Source organism: Plasticicumulans sp. (assembly GCF_035331805.1).
Taxonomy (GTDB): domain Bacteria; phylum Pseudomonadota; class Gammaproteobacteria; order Competibacterales; family Competibacteraceae; genus Plasticicumulans.
The window spans coordinates 1-11,657 of record NZ_DAOLKE010000088.1; the positions used below are offsets into that span (position 1 = coordinate 1).

Below are 11,657 nucleotides of genomic sequence, written 5' to 3' on the forward strand. Positions count from 1 at the left end.
ACAGTGCCGGGCCGTCGAGCCGGCGCTGCGCTTCGATGCCGACGGTCGCGCCGTGCGCTGCCACACGCCGCTCGATGCCGCCGGCCGGCCGGCGGGGGCCGCCGCATGAGCGCGCACGGTCCGGCCGTGCTCGAAGCCGTCGATCTGTGCCGCCACTACCCGGTCCGGCGCGGCCTGCTGCAGCCGGTGCAGACCGTGCGTGCGCTCGATGGCGTGTCGTTCACGCTCGCCGCCGGCCGCACGCTCGCCGTGGTCGGCGAGTCCGGCTGCGGCAAGTCGACGCTGGCGCGGCTGCTGACGCTGATCGAGGCGCCGACTTCGGGCGCGCTGGCGCTGCTCGGCGACGACTGCAGCGCGAGCACCGCCGCGCAGCGGCGCGAGGCGCAGCGCAGGGTGCAGATGGTGTTCCAGAACCCCTACGGCTCGCTGAACCCGCGCCAGAAGATCGGCGCGATCCTCGCCGAGCCGCTGAAAATCCACACGAAGCTCGATGCCGCCGCGCGCGAGGCGGCGGTGCGCGCGCTGATGACGCGCGTCGGCCTGCGCCCCGAGCATCACGACCGCTATCCGCACATGTTCAGCGGCGGCCAGCGCCAGCGCGTCGCCATCGCCCGGGCGCTGATGCTCAGGCCCGCCGTCGTCGTCGCCGACGAGCCGGTGTCGGCGCTCGACGTGTCGATCCAGGCGCAGGTGCTGAACCTGCTGCTGGAGCTGCAGGAGGAGACCGGCGTCGCCTACGTGTTCATCTCGCACGATCTGGCGGTCGTGCGCCACATCGCCGATGAGGTGCTGGTCATGTACCTCGGTCGCGCGGTCGAACAGGGCCCGGCCGATGCGGTGTTCAGCGCGCCGCGCCATCCGTACACGCGCGCGCTGCTCGCCGCCGCGCCGCGGCTGGATGCGGGCGACAGCGAGCGCGTGCCGCTGCGCGGCGAGCTGCCGTCGCCGCTGTCACCGCCGGCGGGCTGCGCCTTCCACACCCGCTGCCCGTTCGCCGACGGCGAGTGCGCGCAGTCGCGCCCGGCACCGCGCATCGTCGACGGCCGGCTGGTGGCCTGCCACCACGCCGAGCGCATCGGCGGATAACGGTCACACCGGAACGCTTGCCTCGCTTTTCAGCCCCTCGCCCCTCGTGGGAGAGGGGTTGGGGAGAGGGGGAGAAAAACCATGCACTTACTCTCCCCCGTGTGGTCGGCATGAGTCGCCGGGGCGGGAATCCCGAACCCTGCGAACCCTGGCGGTGTCAGTAGCGCTCCGGCACGAACATCGTTGCCGGGACCGGCTGGCGGGTGTAGTCCTGATTGCGCACGCGCGGCGGCAGCTCGACGCTCGGGCGCGGGATTTCCGCGTAGTCGAACAGTTCGAGCAGATGGCTGATGCAGTTCAGCCGCGCACGCTTCTTGTCGACCGCCTGCACCACCCACCACGGTGCTTCCGGGATGTGCGTGCGCTCCAGCATCGCCTCCTTGGCCTTGGTGTAGGCCTCCCAGCGCCGGCGCGATTCGAGGTCCATCGGCGAGAGCTTCCACTGCTTCATCGGGTCGTGGATGCGGCTCATGAAGCGCAGGTGCTGCTCGTCGTCGGTGATCGAGAACCAGTACTTGATGACGCGGATGCCGGAGCGCACCAGCATGCGTTCGAACTCCGGCACCGAGCGGAAGAACTCCTCGACATCGTCCTCGTTGCAGAAGCCCATGACCCGCTCGACGCCGGCGCGGTTGTACCAGCTGCGGTCGAACAGGACCATTTCACCGGCTGCCGGCAGATGCGTGACGTAGCGCTGGAAGTACCACTGCGTGCGCTCGCGGTCGTTCGGTGCCGGCAGCGCGACGACGCGGCAGACGCGCGGGTTCAGCCGCTGCGTGATGCGCTTGATCACGCCGCCCTTGCCGGCGGCATCGCGGCCCTCGAACACGATCACGACCTTCTGGCCGCTGGTGGCGATCCAGTCCTGCAGCTTGACCAGCTCGCCCTGCAGCCGGAACAGGTTCTGGAAGTAATGCATGCGCTCGGAACGTTCGGTCTCGCGATCGGGGATCACGCCCGGTGCCACCGTGCGGTCCTCGATCTCCAGTTCCAGTTCCTCGTCGTAACCGTCGATCAGGTCTTCGTGGATGCGCGCGAGCAGCGCCTCGTGATCGGGCAGGGCAGGGATGGGCATGGCAGGTGGTCTCCGGACGGGCAGCGTCGTGCCCTGGCGCATCAGTTATAGCCATGGTGTGTGTGCCTGCCTCTGACGACGCAGCACTGCGCCCGGAAATCCATCGGGCGCGCCTGCGCAGCGTCGGCGAGCGGTGTTGTACGGCCGTGACGGCCGGGCCGGCGTGCGCAGGCGCTGCGGCCGGAAGTCCGCGATCAGGAACGGCCGGCGCCGGTCAGCAGCGTGTAGCCGAGGCTGACGGCGGCCCAGAGCGTGAGTGCCAGCACGGCCTGCACGCCGAGCCGCAGCCGGCGCCGGCCGGGCGGGAGCGCCGTCGCCGACAGCCCGGCGTTCAGGCGCCGCAGCGCCAGGCCGATCGTCACGCCGAACAGGCCGGCGGCGAGCGGGGCCGGATCGCTGCCGTGCAGGCCGAGCGTGCGCCAGCCGTAATCGATGCCGAGCACCAGCGTGATGCCGGCAGCGATCGTCAGCCAGTAGGTGCGGTAGGACATGGGAAGCGGCTGCAGGTCGTGGGAAGCGTCGAAAGGTCGTGCCGGGGCCATCCGTCCGCAGCCGGTGCCGCAGAAGACCCTGCACGAAGTGTCGTGCATCCGGCGGCGGGACGGCGCGGTTTCGGTGAGGTCCGGGGGCCGGCGGACGGGGCGCCAGGATTTCTGCGGAACCGGAGCGCTGCGCAGGCCGTCGGCATCCATGCCCGTGCAAGCCCCGCAACCACGATCCGGGAGATACCGAGATGAACACGCAGACCCAGAACACGCAGACCCAGAACACACAGACCCATTCCGAAGTGCTGGCCGTGCTCGAAACCTGGCTCGGCGCGATCCGCGCCGGCGACCTCGACGCCATCGGCCGCCACTACGCCGCCGACGTGAGCGCCTACGATGCCGTCGGTCCGCTGCGCTTCCAGGGCCGCCCGGCTTACGCCGAACACTGGCGTCGCTGCCTGGAGTTCTGCGAGGGCGAGACGATCTACGAGCCGCAGCCGCCGGCCGTGTTCGCCGACAGCCAGCTCGCCGTCGTGCACTTCCTGCTGCGCTGCGGCAAGCGCAAGGCCGACGGCAGCGAGGAAAGCTCGTGGATGCGCACGACGCTCGGCCTGCGCCGCGAGGCCGGCAGCCACTGGCTGATCTTCCACGAGCACAGTTCGATTCCGTTCGACATGGAATCCGGCCAGACCCAGTTCGGGCTGACGCCTTGAAGCGGCACGGTCACGGGGCCCTGCCATGCTGGCGGGCACCGGGCCGGGCCAGCGGGTTCAACGCGCCGGAGCGGCTCCGTCATGCCCGGACGCCAGCGAGGAGAGAACGATGAAACTGCAGCCCTACGTGTTCTTCAACGGCGATGCCGAGGCGGCCGCCCACTTCTATCGCGATGCGCTCGGCGCCGGAATCACGATGCTGATGCGCTATCGCGACTGCCCGGAAACGCCCGATCCGGCTCATGTGCCGCCGGGCAACGCCGACAAGGTCATGCACATGAGCCTGAGCATCGGTGACACCGTGCTGATGGGGGCCGATGACTGCAGCGGCAGCGGCCGGGGCTTCGCCGGCTTCTCGCTGTCGCTGAGCGTCGCCGAGGTCGCCGAGGCCGAAAAGGCCTTCGCGGCGCTGGCGGACGGCGGCAGCGTGTGCGTGCCGCTCGGCCCGACCTTCTTCTCGCCGGCCTTCGGCATGCTGAACGACCGCTTCGGCGTGTCGTGGATGATCGTCGTGATGTGAGGCGCCGGGGCTGCAGCGCAGGCGCCCGCGTCAGGCTGCGCTCTGCCCGGAACGAAGCCGCCCGCCGCTCGTGCGGCGAGCGGTGCGGCGATGCCTGCGGGCGCGGTTCAGGCGTCCGGGGCCGGAGGGGACTTGGCTTCGGGGGCCTGCACGACGGCATCGGCTTCGATCTGCCGGTCCTTCGCGCGCCGGCGCAGCCGCATGAACAGCCACGCGAGCACCGCCAGCCCGATGATCGTGCCGAGGATGTACAGCTGCGCGTTGTGCATGCGGCCGAGGAAGGTTTCCATCGCCTCGCCGAACAGGTAGCCGGCGCCGGCGAAGCTGATCGCCCAGACCGCGGCACCGATCATGTTCAGCACGATGAAGCGCACCGTGGAGATGTCGCTCGCGCCGATCACGAACGGCGTGATGTTGCGCACGCCGTAATAGAACCGGAAGGTCAGCACCAGGAAGTCGCGGTGGCGTTCGAGGTGGCGGTTGATCCAGGCCACGCGCCCGGCCCACTTCGGATGCTTGTCGAGCAGCTTGCGGCCCTGCTTGCGGCCGATGAAGAAGTAGAACTGGTCGCCGCAGAGGCTGCCGACGAAGGCCGACAGCATCACCAGCGGCAGTTCGAGGTGTCCGAGCTTGGCGATGACGCCGGCGACGATGACGACGGTTTCTCCTTCGATGAACGTCCAGATCAGAATCGTCAGATAGCCGTATTCGGCTATCCAGTGCTGGATGTTTTCAAACATGCGCACGCACTCGGGCTGTCGGTAGGAGCAGGGGCGGCGGACCGCGCGGGGGCGCCATTGTGTCGGAGCCTCCGTGACGCGTCCATGACGCGGCGCCGCAGTGCGGTCCTGCGCTGCGGCGCCGTGCTGCGGCTCACTCGGGCGGCGTCAGTGCCAGGAACAGCGGGGATTCGCCGCGCCTGACCAGCACCGGCACCGGCTTGCCCTTGCCGAGCTTTGCGGCGAGTTCCTCGAACTGCGCGACTCCGGTGACCGGCTGGTTGTCGAGGCGCACGATCACGTCGCCGGTGCGGATGCCGGCGCGAGCGGCCGGTCCCGGGGCGACCTCGCGCACGACCACGCCGGTCTCGCCCTTGCGCGCGGCCTCGGGCGGCAGCTCGCCGAGCGTCAGGCCGAGGCCGCGCCGGGTGCCGCTGCCGGCCTTGCCGGCCTGACGCGCATCGTCGGGCAGTTCCTCGATCTTCACGGTGATCGTGGTTTCCCGGCCGTCGCGGAACACCGACAGCGTCGCGTCCTTGCCCGGCAGGTAGCTGCCGACCAGCGGCGGCAGCTCGCTGGAGCGCAGCAGCGGCCGGCCGTTGAACGCGAGCACGATGTCGCCGGGCTTCAGGCCGGCCTTCAGCGCCGGGCCTTCGGGCAGCACCTGGCCGATCAGCGCACCGCGCGCCCGGTCGAGGCCGAAGGACTTCGCCAGATCCGGCGTGACCTCCTGGATCAGCACGCCGAGCCAGCCGCGCGCGACGCGGCCCTTGGTCTTGAGCTGTTCGGCGACATCCATCGCGACGTTGATCGGGATCGCGAACGACAGGCCCTGATAGCCGCCGGAGCGCGAGTAGATCTGCGAGTTGATGCCGACCACCTCGCCGTTGAAGTTGAACAGCGGGCCGCCGGAGTTGCCGGGGTTGACCGCGGCGTCGGTCTGGATGAACGGCACGTAGGAGTCACTCGGCAGGCTGCGCCCGAGCGCGCTGACGATGCCGGCGGTCGCGCTCGATTCGAAGCCGAACGGCGAGCCGATCGCCAGCACCCACTGGCCGACCTTGAGCTGCTCGGCATCGCCGAGGCGCACGACCGGCAGCGGCGCGGCACCGTCGATCTTCAGCAGCGCCACGTCGCTGCGCTTGTCGGCACCGATCACCTTCGCGATCAGCTCGGTGCGGTCGCGCAACCCGACCGTCACCGTGTCGGCGCCCTCGACGACGTGGGCGTTGGTCAGCACGTAGCCGTCGGCCGAGATCACGAAGCCCGAGCCGATCGAGGCCGGCAGCTCGCGCGGGCGCGGCGAATTGCCATGCGGCATCTGCTCGAAGAAGCGCCGGAACGGCTCCTCGAACGGCGTGCCCTCGAACGGATTCTGGACCGGCGGCTTGCCGGGTTTGTCCTCGTCGGGCTCGTCGGCGGCGTCCTTCGCGGCGGTGCGGGCGCTGACGCTGACCACGGCCGGCGCGTACTGCTCGACCAGCGTCGTGAAGTCGGGCAGCTCGACGGCCGGCGCGCGGCCGGCGGCGAGCAGCACGAGGCAGGTCAGCAGCACCCGCAGGAGCGGATTCGATCCGGGCATCTGGGCCTCCGTAGCCGTCAGTAGGCAGAAATCATCAGGGTTGTCCGGGGGGCGGCCGGGGCGGTTCGGCCGGGGTGGCGACCTCGACGGCCGCCGCCGGTGCACCGGGCTCGGCCACGCCGAGGCGCGTGCGCAGCCGCTGCACGGCCTTGCGTGCGAGGTGCGGCAGCAGCAGGCGTGGCGGCATGCGCAGCCAGTGCGAACGAATGTAGAGCGCCAGCGCCGCCAGAGGTGCCATCGGTCGTTCATGCAGCACCGCATGCACCAGCGCCGGCAGCACGCCGGCCAGCTGCGGCGGCGGGGCGTGTGCGGCCAGCGCCGTGAACACGGCCGCCGGCACCGGCGTGCCGAGTTCGCGCTGCACCAGCGTCAGCGCGTACCAGAGCGGCCGCGCCAGATCGAGCGCCACGGCCCGCGCCGGCAGCGCCTGCCAGAAGGTCTCGTCGCCGAGATCGGTGATCAGCCCGTGCAGGTCGAGCAGATCGCGCAGCGGCTGCGCGAAGGCGCCGTCGTAACAGGCATGCACGGCCGCGTGCAGCAGCAGGTCGCTCGCGCACGGTACATATAAATCCGGCACGCCCGGCACCGGCTCGGCCGCTGCCAGCAGCAGGGCCGGATCGGGATGCAGGCGCGCAGTCGGGGGCAGGATGCCGTGGTGCAGATCGAGCTGCGTGCCGCGGTGCGCGTGGTGGAAGGCCGGCAGTTCGTGCATCCAGGCGCGGTAGTAGGCGTCGTCGTAATCGCTGTGCGCGGCGTGCTCCCAGCCGCCGGCGAGCAGCCCGGCCTCGGCTTCGGCGATCCGCGCCTTCGGCACCAGCACGTCGAGATCGGCTGACAGCCGTCCCTGCACCGAGGGCAGCCCGCGCAGCGCACAGGCCACGCCCTTGAGCACCAGCACCGGCACGCCGGGCAGCACGAGGCGCAGGTTCAGCGCCTCCCAGCGCAGCCGGCGCATCCGCGACTGCGCGCGCACCCGCGCGCTGTCGAGATGGAAGCGCACGCGCGCCGGCACGCGATCGAGCACGCCCCGCGCCGCGAGCACCGTGGCCAGCCGCCCGAGCGCCTCGTGCCGGCGCGCGTACGGCAGCAGTTGCTCCCAGTCGGCGCCCTGCAGGTGAGCCGGATCGGGAATCGAACCGCAGAACAGCGCCAGCAGCAGGGCGGTCGGGCGGCGCTCGGGCGGCGGGCGGGGCGTGGGCGGCATCGGGGACAGGTGGGGTGGCAGTTGGGAAATTTTTACAGTGCCCGGACGGCAGCGGCAGGGGTGAAGCAGACCTGGTTTTGAATTCAGTGACTTGGGGTTTTGTGTCTGATTGGCTTGAAATCTGCATAAAGCCGCACGAGACACAGGGAAACTCGGCTGCAAGCCTTGCGGATGGCCCGGTGGAGTGGCATCCGGGTGCCGATTCGTCAGACTATAAGGCAAGGCCTTTTGAGGACAGCAAGCGATGCAAGACCACGAACACTCCGGCACGGATGGTCAGGACGCCGCAGCCCCGGTATCCCTGCGCCGCCGCCGGCTGCTGAAGTCGGCTGCCGTCGTGGCCGTTCCCGCGGTGCTGACCCTGCACGCCGGCTATGCGCGTGCCGCGAACAGCAGCGCCGTGCGCTGCGCGCTCAACACCGTCAACGGCACCGGCATCCGGATCACCAACGAGAACACCCCCGGCCTGTACAAGGAAATGGGGGCGGACAGCCAGCTGCACGCGGTCTGGTTCCAGATCGATCCGTCCAGCGGCGGCATCACGCCGGTCCACTACAACGAGACCGGTTACAAGGTCGGCACCAACGCCTCGTTCCTGTCGAGCGGCTGCGTGAACTCCGCGCTCGGCATCTGAGCCCGTGCACGGCACTCCCGAACCCCGCCATCCGGCCGCCTTCTGGCGGCCGAATGCTTTTTCGCGCATGCACTGGCACGCGAGCGACGAGGCCGGCGAATTCCACCTCGTCCACGACGAGACCTCGGGCCGCACGCACTTCCTGACGCCGCTCGGTGCCTGGCTGCTGCAGCGGCTCGCGGAGGCGCCGGCCGGCTGCGCGCAGCTGCAGCTCGAACTGCGCGCCGACTGCGACGATCCGGATGCGCCCGGCCTCGACCAGGCGCTCGCCGATGCGCTCGACCTGCTCGCCGCCGAACTGCTGATCGAACCCTGTCCGCCGCCATGGCCGCCTGCCTCGGCGAGCTGAGCCGCGCCGAACTCCGGGCGCGGCTGGCCGACAATGCGCTGCGCCTGCGCATCGGCCCGTTCGCGTACGCGCTCGGCTCCGAATGGCCGGGGCTGGCCGACTGGCTGGCGCCGCTCTATGCGCGCTATCCGCGGTTTCCGGACGATGAATGCGCGGATTTCCGCGTGCGCCTGCGCTGGCGCGGGCTGCACGGGCGGCTGCGGCGCGAGCTGGCGGTCGAGTTCGAGGGCGAGCGGCTGGCCTACCGGCCGTTCGGTCCCGACTACGCGCCGCCGCACCTCGAATGGGGGCTGAACTGGGGGGTGGCCTTCCACGCCGGCCGGCTGCTGATGCTGCACGCGGCGGTGGTCGCGCGCGGTGAGCGCGCGCTGCTGCTGCCGGCCCAGCCCGGCAGCGGCAAGAGCACGCTCGCGGCCGCGCTCGGATTCCGCGGCTGGCGGTTTCTGTCCGACGAGTTCTGCCTGATCGACCTGCAGCGCTTCGAGCTGCTGCCGTTCCCGCGGCTGGTGGCGCTGAAGAATGCCTCGGTGCCGGCGATGCGCGCGCACGCGCCGGCGGCCGTGATCGGCCGGGATTTCCCGAACACCGCCAAGGGCTGTCTCGCGCACCTGCAGCCGCCGCCCGGCAGCATCGAGGCCATGGACCGCCCGGCCGTGCCGGCGTGGATTGTTTTCCCGCAGTTCCGGGCCGGCAGCCGCGCACGGCTCGAAGCCGTGCCGCCGGAGCGCACGATGGCCCGTCTCTGCACGAATGCCTTCAACTACGAGCACACCGGCCTCACCGGCTTCGAGACCGTGGCGCGGCTGGTGAGCGGCTGTCCGGCGCGGGCCCTCGAATTCGGCACGCTCGATGACGCCATCGCCGCCATCGACGCGCTCGCGGATGGCCGGGAGCCGCTCAGCGCAGCCGGCGCACGCTGAGCACGCGCGTCAGCGTGTCGTCGGCATCGACGAAGCCGCTGACCTCGCAGACGCCGCGATCCCCGCAGGTATCGAGGATGCGCGCGCCGATCGCCGAGTCGCTGCCGAAGCCGTAGCTGCGCCCGCTTTCGGTCTCGATCGCCGAATCGAGCGTGCCGTAGCGCACGCGCCCGACGATGCGCAGCTCCCGCGCCGGCTGCACCGCCGGCGACACCGCGGCGAGTTCGCGCAGGCGCGTGCGGTAGGCGCTGCGCAGGCAGCCGGTGTTGCGGCAGGGATTGCGCACCTCGCTCAGCCAGCGCCGCTGCGTGGCCTGCACCACGGCCGCATCGGCGGCCTGCGCCAGCGCCTCGCGGTAGGCGTTGCTCATCGCGTCGTCGAGATCGGAGAGTTCCGGGTTGCTGCAGATCGCCTGTTCGACCAGCGTGCCGGCGCGCGTGCAGTCGAAGCTCGCGGCAAAGGCGCTGCCGGCGGTGGCAAGCAGCAGGCAGGCGAGCAGCGGGGTGGAGGAGGACATGATCGGCGGTTCCTGCGCGGGTGGTGGGGACGTGCGCCAGCGTAGCCGCCGCCGGACCCGCCGGGGCCACCGCGCCCGCGCCCGGCCGCCTGCCTTGCCGCTTCGGCATTCACCGGTACACTACGCGGCTTCCCTGCGCCGCCGCGGACGCCGACGCCTCATCATGAACATGAATTTCCTCGACTTCGAGCAACCGATCGCCGAGCTGGAAGCGAAGCTGCAGGAGTTGCGCAAGCTCTGCAACGACACCGAGCTGAACATCTCGGACGAAATGGAACGGCTCGAAACCAAGAGCCGCGAACTGACCGAGAGCATCTTCAAGACGCTGACGCCGTGGCAGGTCTCGCAGATCGCCCGGCATCCGCAGCGTCCGTACACGCTCGACTACGTCGAACACCTGTTCACCGGCTTCGAGGAGCTGCACGGCGATCGCGCCTATGCCGATGATCCGGCCATCGTCGGCGGACTGGCCCGGTTCGACGGTCGTCCGGTCATGGTCATCGGCCATCAGAAGGGCCGCGACACCAGGGAAAAACTGCGCCGCAACTTCGGCATGCCGCGGCCCGAGGGCTACCGCAAGGCGCTGCGGCTGATGAAGCTCGCCGAGCGCTTCCGGCTGCCAGTCATCACCTTCATCGACACCCCCGGTGCCTATCCGGGCATCGGTGCCGAGGAGCGCGGCCAGTCCGAGGCCATCGCCCGCAACCTGTTCGTGATGGCGCAGCTGCGCGTGCCGGTGCTCTGCACCGTGGTCGGCGAGGGCGGCTCGGGCGGGGCCCTGGCGATCGGCGTCGGTGACAAGGTCAACATGCTGCAGTACGGCACCTACTCGGTGATCTCGCCCGAGGGCTGCGCGTCGATCCTGTGGAAGAGCGCCGACAAGGCACCGGACGCCGCGCAGGCCATGGGCATCACCGCCCCCGACCTGCAGAAGCTCGGCCTGATCGACGAGATCATCCCCGAGCCGCTCGGGGCCGCGCACCGCGATCCGGCGCAGACCGCCGCCGCGATCAGGACGGCGCTGCTCGCCGGACTCGCCGAACTCGACGGGCTCGACCTCGATGCGCTGCTTGCGCGCCGGCACGAGCGGCTGATGGCCTACGGGGAATTCACGGTCCGCGAGTGAATGACACTGCCTGCGCCACCGCGGCCGGGACCGTCGAGCGCACGCTGGTCGCGGCGCTGTCGCGGCTCTGTGCGGCCTGGCCGCAGACCCGCCGGCTGACGGTCGGCTTCAGCGGCGGGCTCGATTCGACGGTGCTGCTGCACGTGCTGGCGCACCTGCGCCCGGCCGGGCTGCAGCTCGATGCGCTGCACGTCGATCACGGCTGGCGGCCGGAGTCCGCCGACTGGGCGCGCCACTGCATCGCGCGCGCGACGGCGCTCGGTGTCGGCTGCCGGGTGCTGCGCATCGAGGCCCGTGCCGCGCCCGGCGAATCCCCCGAGGCTGCGGCGCGCACGGCGCGCTACGCGGCGCTCGGCGCGCGCCTCGATGCCGGCAATGCGCTGCTCACCGCCCAGCATGCCGATGACCAGGCCGAAACCGTGCTGCTGATGCTGCTGCGCGGGGCCGGCCCGAAGGGGCTCGCGGCAATGCCGGAAGACGCAGCCCTCGGGAGCGGGCGGCTGTGGCGGCCGCTGCTCGGCGTGTCGCGGGCCGCGCTGCAGGCCTACGCGACGCATTACCGCCTCGACTGGCTCGACGACCCGGCCAACACCGATACGGACTACGACCGCGTGTTCCTGCGGGAGCGGCTGATGCCGGTGCTCGCCGGGCGCTTCCCGGCCGCGGCCCGCACGCTGGCGCGCAGCGCCCGGCTCAGCGCCGAGGCGCAGGCCGCGGTCGAGACGCT

15 protein-coding genes are annotated in these 11,657 nt (G+C 71.0%); 9 read left to right on the forward strand and 6 right to left on the reverse strand.

The genetic code is table 11. The annotated features are described in order from the left end of the window. Together PKE44_RS08390 and PKE44_RS08395 are read left to right on the forward strand one after the other, a co-directional pair. A partial coding sequence (locus PKE44_RS08390) for a hypothetical protein (protein ID WP_324550040.1) occupies positions 1-109 on the forward strand: 109 nt, incomplete at its 5' end. Then, complete coding sequence (locus tag PKE44_RS08395) at positions 106-1,086, forward strand: dipeptide ABC transporter ATP-binding protein (protein ID WP_324550009.1); 981 nt, start codon at positions 106-108, stop codon at positions 1,084-1,086. The genes PKE44_RS08390 and PKE44_RS08395, both read left to right, overlap by 4 nt. Before the next feature lie 157 nt (positions 1,087-1,243). On the opposite strand, the gene ppk2 is transcribed toward PKE44_RS08395, so the two are convergent. Together ppk2 and PKE44_RS08405 are read right to left on the reverse strand one after the other, a co-directional pair. Further along, positions 1,244-2,161 carry a polyphosphate kinase 2 gene (gene ppk2, locus PKE44_RS08400; RefSeq protein WP_324550011.1) on the reverse strand — a complete coding sequence of 306 codons (918 nt, stop codon included), beginning with the start codon at positions 2,159-2,161 and terminating at the stop codon, positions 1,244-1,246. A 194-nt stretch (positions 2,162-2,355) separates the two neighbouring features. Next, on the reverse strand, positions 2,356-2,652 hold the full coding sequence (locus PKE44_RS08405; protein ID WP_324550013.1) for a hypothetical protein: 297 nt from the start codon (positions 2,650-2,652) through the stop codon (positions 2,356-2,358). A gap of 242 nt (positions 2,653-2,894) precedes the next feature. Between PKE44_RS08405 and PKE44_RS08410 the strand changes: the two genes are divergently transcribed. Together PKE44_RS08410 and PKE44_RS08415 are read left to right on the forward strand one after the other, a co-directional pair. After that, positions 2,895-3,359 carry a nuclear transport factor 2 family protein gene (locus PKE44_RS08410; protein ID WP_324550016.1) on the forward strand — a complete coding sequence of 155 codons (465 nt, stop codon included), beginning with the start codon at positions 2,895-2,897 and terminating at the stop codon, positions 3,357-3,359. Positions 3,360-3,468: 109 nt separating this feature from the next. Beyond that, complete coding sequence (locus PKE44_RS08415) at positions 3,469-3,879, forward strand: VOC family protein (RefSeq protein WP_324550018.1); 411 nt, start codon at positions 3,469-3,471, stop codon at positions 3,877-3,879. A 107-nt stretch (positions 3,880-3,986) separates the two neighbouring features. Here PKE44_RS08415 and PKE44_RS08420 read toward each other — a convergent pair whose 3' ends face one another. The 3 genes from PKE44_RS08420 to PKE44_RS08430 form a co-directional block, all read right to left on the reverse strand. Next, positions 3,987-4,619, reverse strand: a complete 633-nt coding sequence (locus PKE44_RS08420; RefSeq protein WP_324550020.1) for a DedA family protein — start codon at positions 4,617-4,619, stop codon at positions 3,987-3,989. A 133-nt stretch (positions 4,620-4,752) separates the two neighbouring features. After that, positions 4,753-6,180 (reverse strand): DegQ family serine endoprotease, encoded by a 1,428-nt coding sequence (locus PKE44_RS08425; RefSeq protein WP_324550023.1) that lies wholly within the window; start codon positions 6,178-6,180, stop codon positions 4,753-4,755. A 34-nt stretch (positions 6,181-6,214) separates the two neighbouring features. Next, a complete protein-coding gene (locus tag PKE44_RS08430; RefSeq protein WP_324550025.1) occupies positions 6,215-7,384 on the reverse strand; it encodes a nucleotidyltransferase family protein in 1,170 nt (389 codons plus the stop codon). A 244-nt stretch (positions 7,385-7,628) separates the two neighbouring features. Between PKE44_RS08430 and PKE44_RS08435 the strand changes: the two genes are divergently transcribed. The 3 genes from PKE44_RS08435 (at position 7,629) to PKE44_RS08445 (ending at position 9,287) form a co-directional block, all read left to right on the forward strand. Beyond that, positions 7,629-8,018 carry a hypothetical protein gene (locus tag PKE44_RS08435; protein ID WP_324550027.1) on the forward strand — a complete coding sequence of 130 codons (390 nt, stop codon included), beginning with the start codon at positions 7,629-7,631 and terminating at the stop codon, positions 8,016-8,018. Between the two features lie 67 nt (positions 8,019-8,085). Continuing rightward, entirely contained in the window at positions 8,086-8,367 is a 282-nt protein-coding gene (locus tag PKE44_RS08440; RefSeq protein WP_324550029.1) for a hypothetical protein, read from the forward strand. After that, positions 8,343-9,287, forward strand: a complete 945-nt coding sequence (locus tag PKE44_RS08445) for an HprK-related kinase A (RefSeq protein ID WP_324550031.1) — start codon at positions 8,343-8,345, stop codon at positions 9,285-9,287. Before PKE44_RS08440 ends, PKE44_RS08445 begins: the two co-directional genes overlap by 25 nt. On the opposite strand, the gene PKE44_RS08450 is transcribed toward PKE44_RS08445, so the two are convergent. After that, the gene (locus PKE44_RS08450; RefSeq protein WP_324550033.1) at positions 9,265-9,804 is read right to left on the reverse strand and encodes a lysozyme inhibitor LprI family protein; all 540 of its coding nucleotides are present in this window, start codon (positions 9,802-9,804) and stop codon (positions 9,265-9,267) included. The two genes, PKE44_RS08445 and PKE44_RS08450, sit on opposite strands and share 23 nt — an antisense overlap. 163 nt (positions 9,805-9,967) lie before the next feature. Between PKE44_RS08450 and accA the strand changes: the two genes are divergently transcribed. Both accA and tilS read left to right on the forward strand, forming a co-directional pair. Further along, positions 9,968-10,930, forward strand: coding sequence for an acetyl-CoA carboxylase carboxyl transferase subunit alpha (gene accA, locus PKE44_RS08455; protein ID WP_324550035.1), 963 nt, complete (start codon positions 9,968-9,970; stop codon positions 10,928-10,930). Next, positions 10,927-11,657, forward strand: a 731-nt coding sequence (tilS, locus tag PKE44_RS08460; protein ID WP_324550038.1) for a tRNA lysidine(34) synthetase TilS, incomplete at its 3' end; no start/stop codon positions are given. The genes accA and tilS, both read left to right, overlap by 4 nt.

Excerpts from the sequence above, each read along its gene's own strand:
- PKE44_RS08395 (WP_324550009.1), top strand. The coding sequence starts at position 106 with ATGAGCGCGCACGGTCCGGCCGTGCTCGAAGCCGTCGATCTGTGCCGC.
- ppk2 (WP_324550011.1), bottom strand. The coding sequence starts at position 2,161 with ATGCCCATCCCTGCCCTGCCCGATCACGAGGCGCTGCTCGCGCGCATC.
- PKE44_RS08405 (WP_324550013.1), bottom strand. The coding sequence starts at position 2,652 with ATGTCCTACCGCACCTACTGGCTGACGATCGCTGCCGGCATCACGCTG.
- PKE44_RS08410 (WP_324550016.1), top strand. The coding sequence starts at position 2,895 with ATGAACACGCAGACCCAGAACACGCAGACCCAGAACACACAGACCCAT.
- PKE44_RS08415 (WP_324550018.1), top strand. The coding sequence starts at position 3,469 with ATGAAACTGCAGCCCTACGTGTTCTTCAACGGCGATGCCGAGGCGGCC.
- PKE44_RS08420 (WP_324550020.1), bottom strand. The coding sequence starts at position 4,619 with ATGTTTGAAAACATCCAGCACTGGATAGCCGAATACGGCTATCTGACG.
- PKE44_RS08425 (WP_324550023.1), bottom strand. The coding sequence starts at position 6,180 with ATGCCCGGATCGAATCCGCTCCTGCGGGTGCTGCTGACCTGCCTCGTG.
- PKE44_RS08430 (WP_324550025.1), bottom strand. The coding sequence starts at position 7,384 with ATGCCGCCCACGCCCCGCCCGCCGCCCGAGCGCCGCCCGACCGCCCTG.
- PKE44_RS08435 (WP_324550027.1), top strand. The coding sequence starts at position 7,629 with ATGCAAGACCACGAACACTCCGGCACGGATGGTCAGGACGCCGCAGCC.
- PKE44_RS08440 (WP_324550029.1), top strand. The coding sequence starts at position 8,086 with ATGCACTGGCACGCGAGCGACGAGGCCGGCGAATTCCACCTCGTCCAC.
- PKE44_RS08445 (WP_324550031.1), top strand. The coding sequence starts at position 8,343 with ATGGCCGCCTGCCTCGGCGAGCTGAGCCGCGCCGAACTCCGGGCGCGG.
- PKE44_RS08450 (WP_324550033.1), bottom strand. The coding sequence starts at position 9,804 with ATGTCCTCCTCCACCCCGCTGCTCGCCTGCCTGCTGCTTGCCACCGCC.
- accA (WP_324550035.1), top strand. The coding sequence starts at position 9,968 with ATGAACATGAATTTCCTCGACTTCGAGCAACCGATCGCCGAGCTGGAA.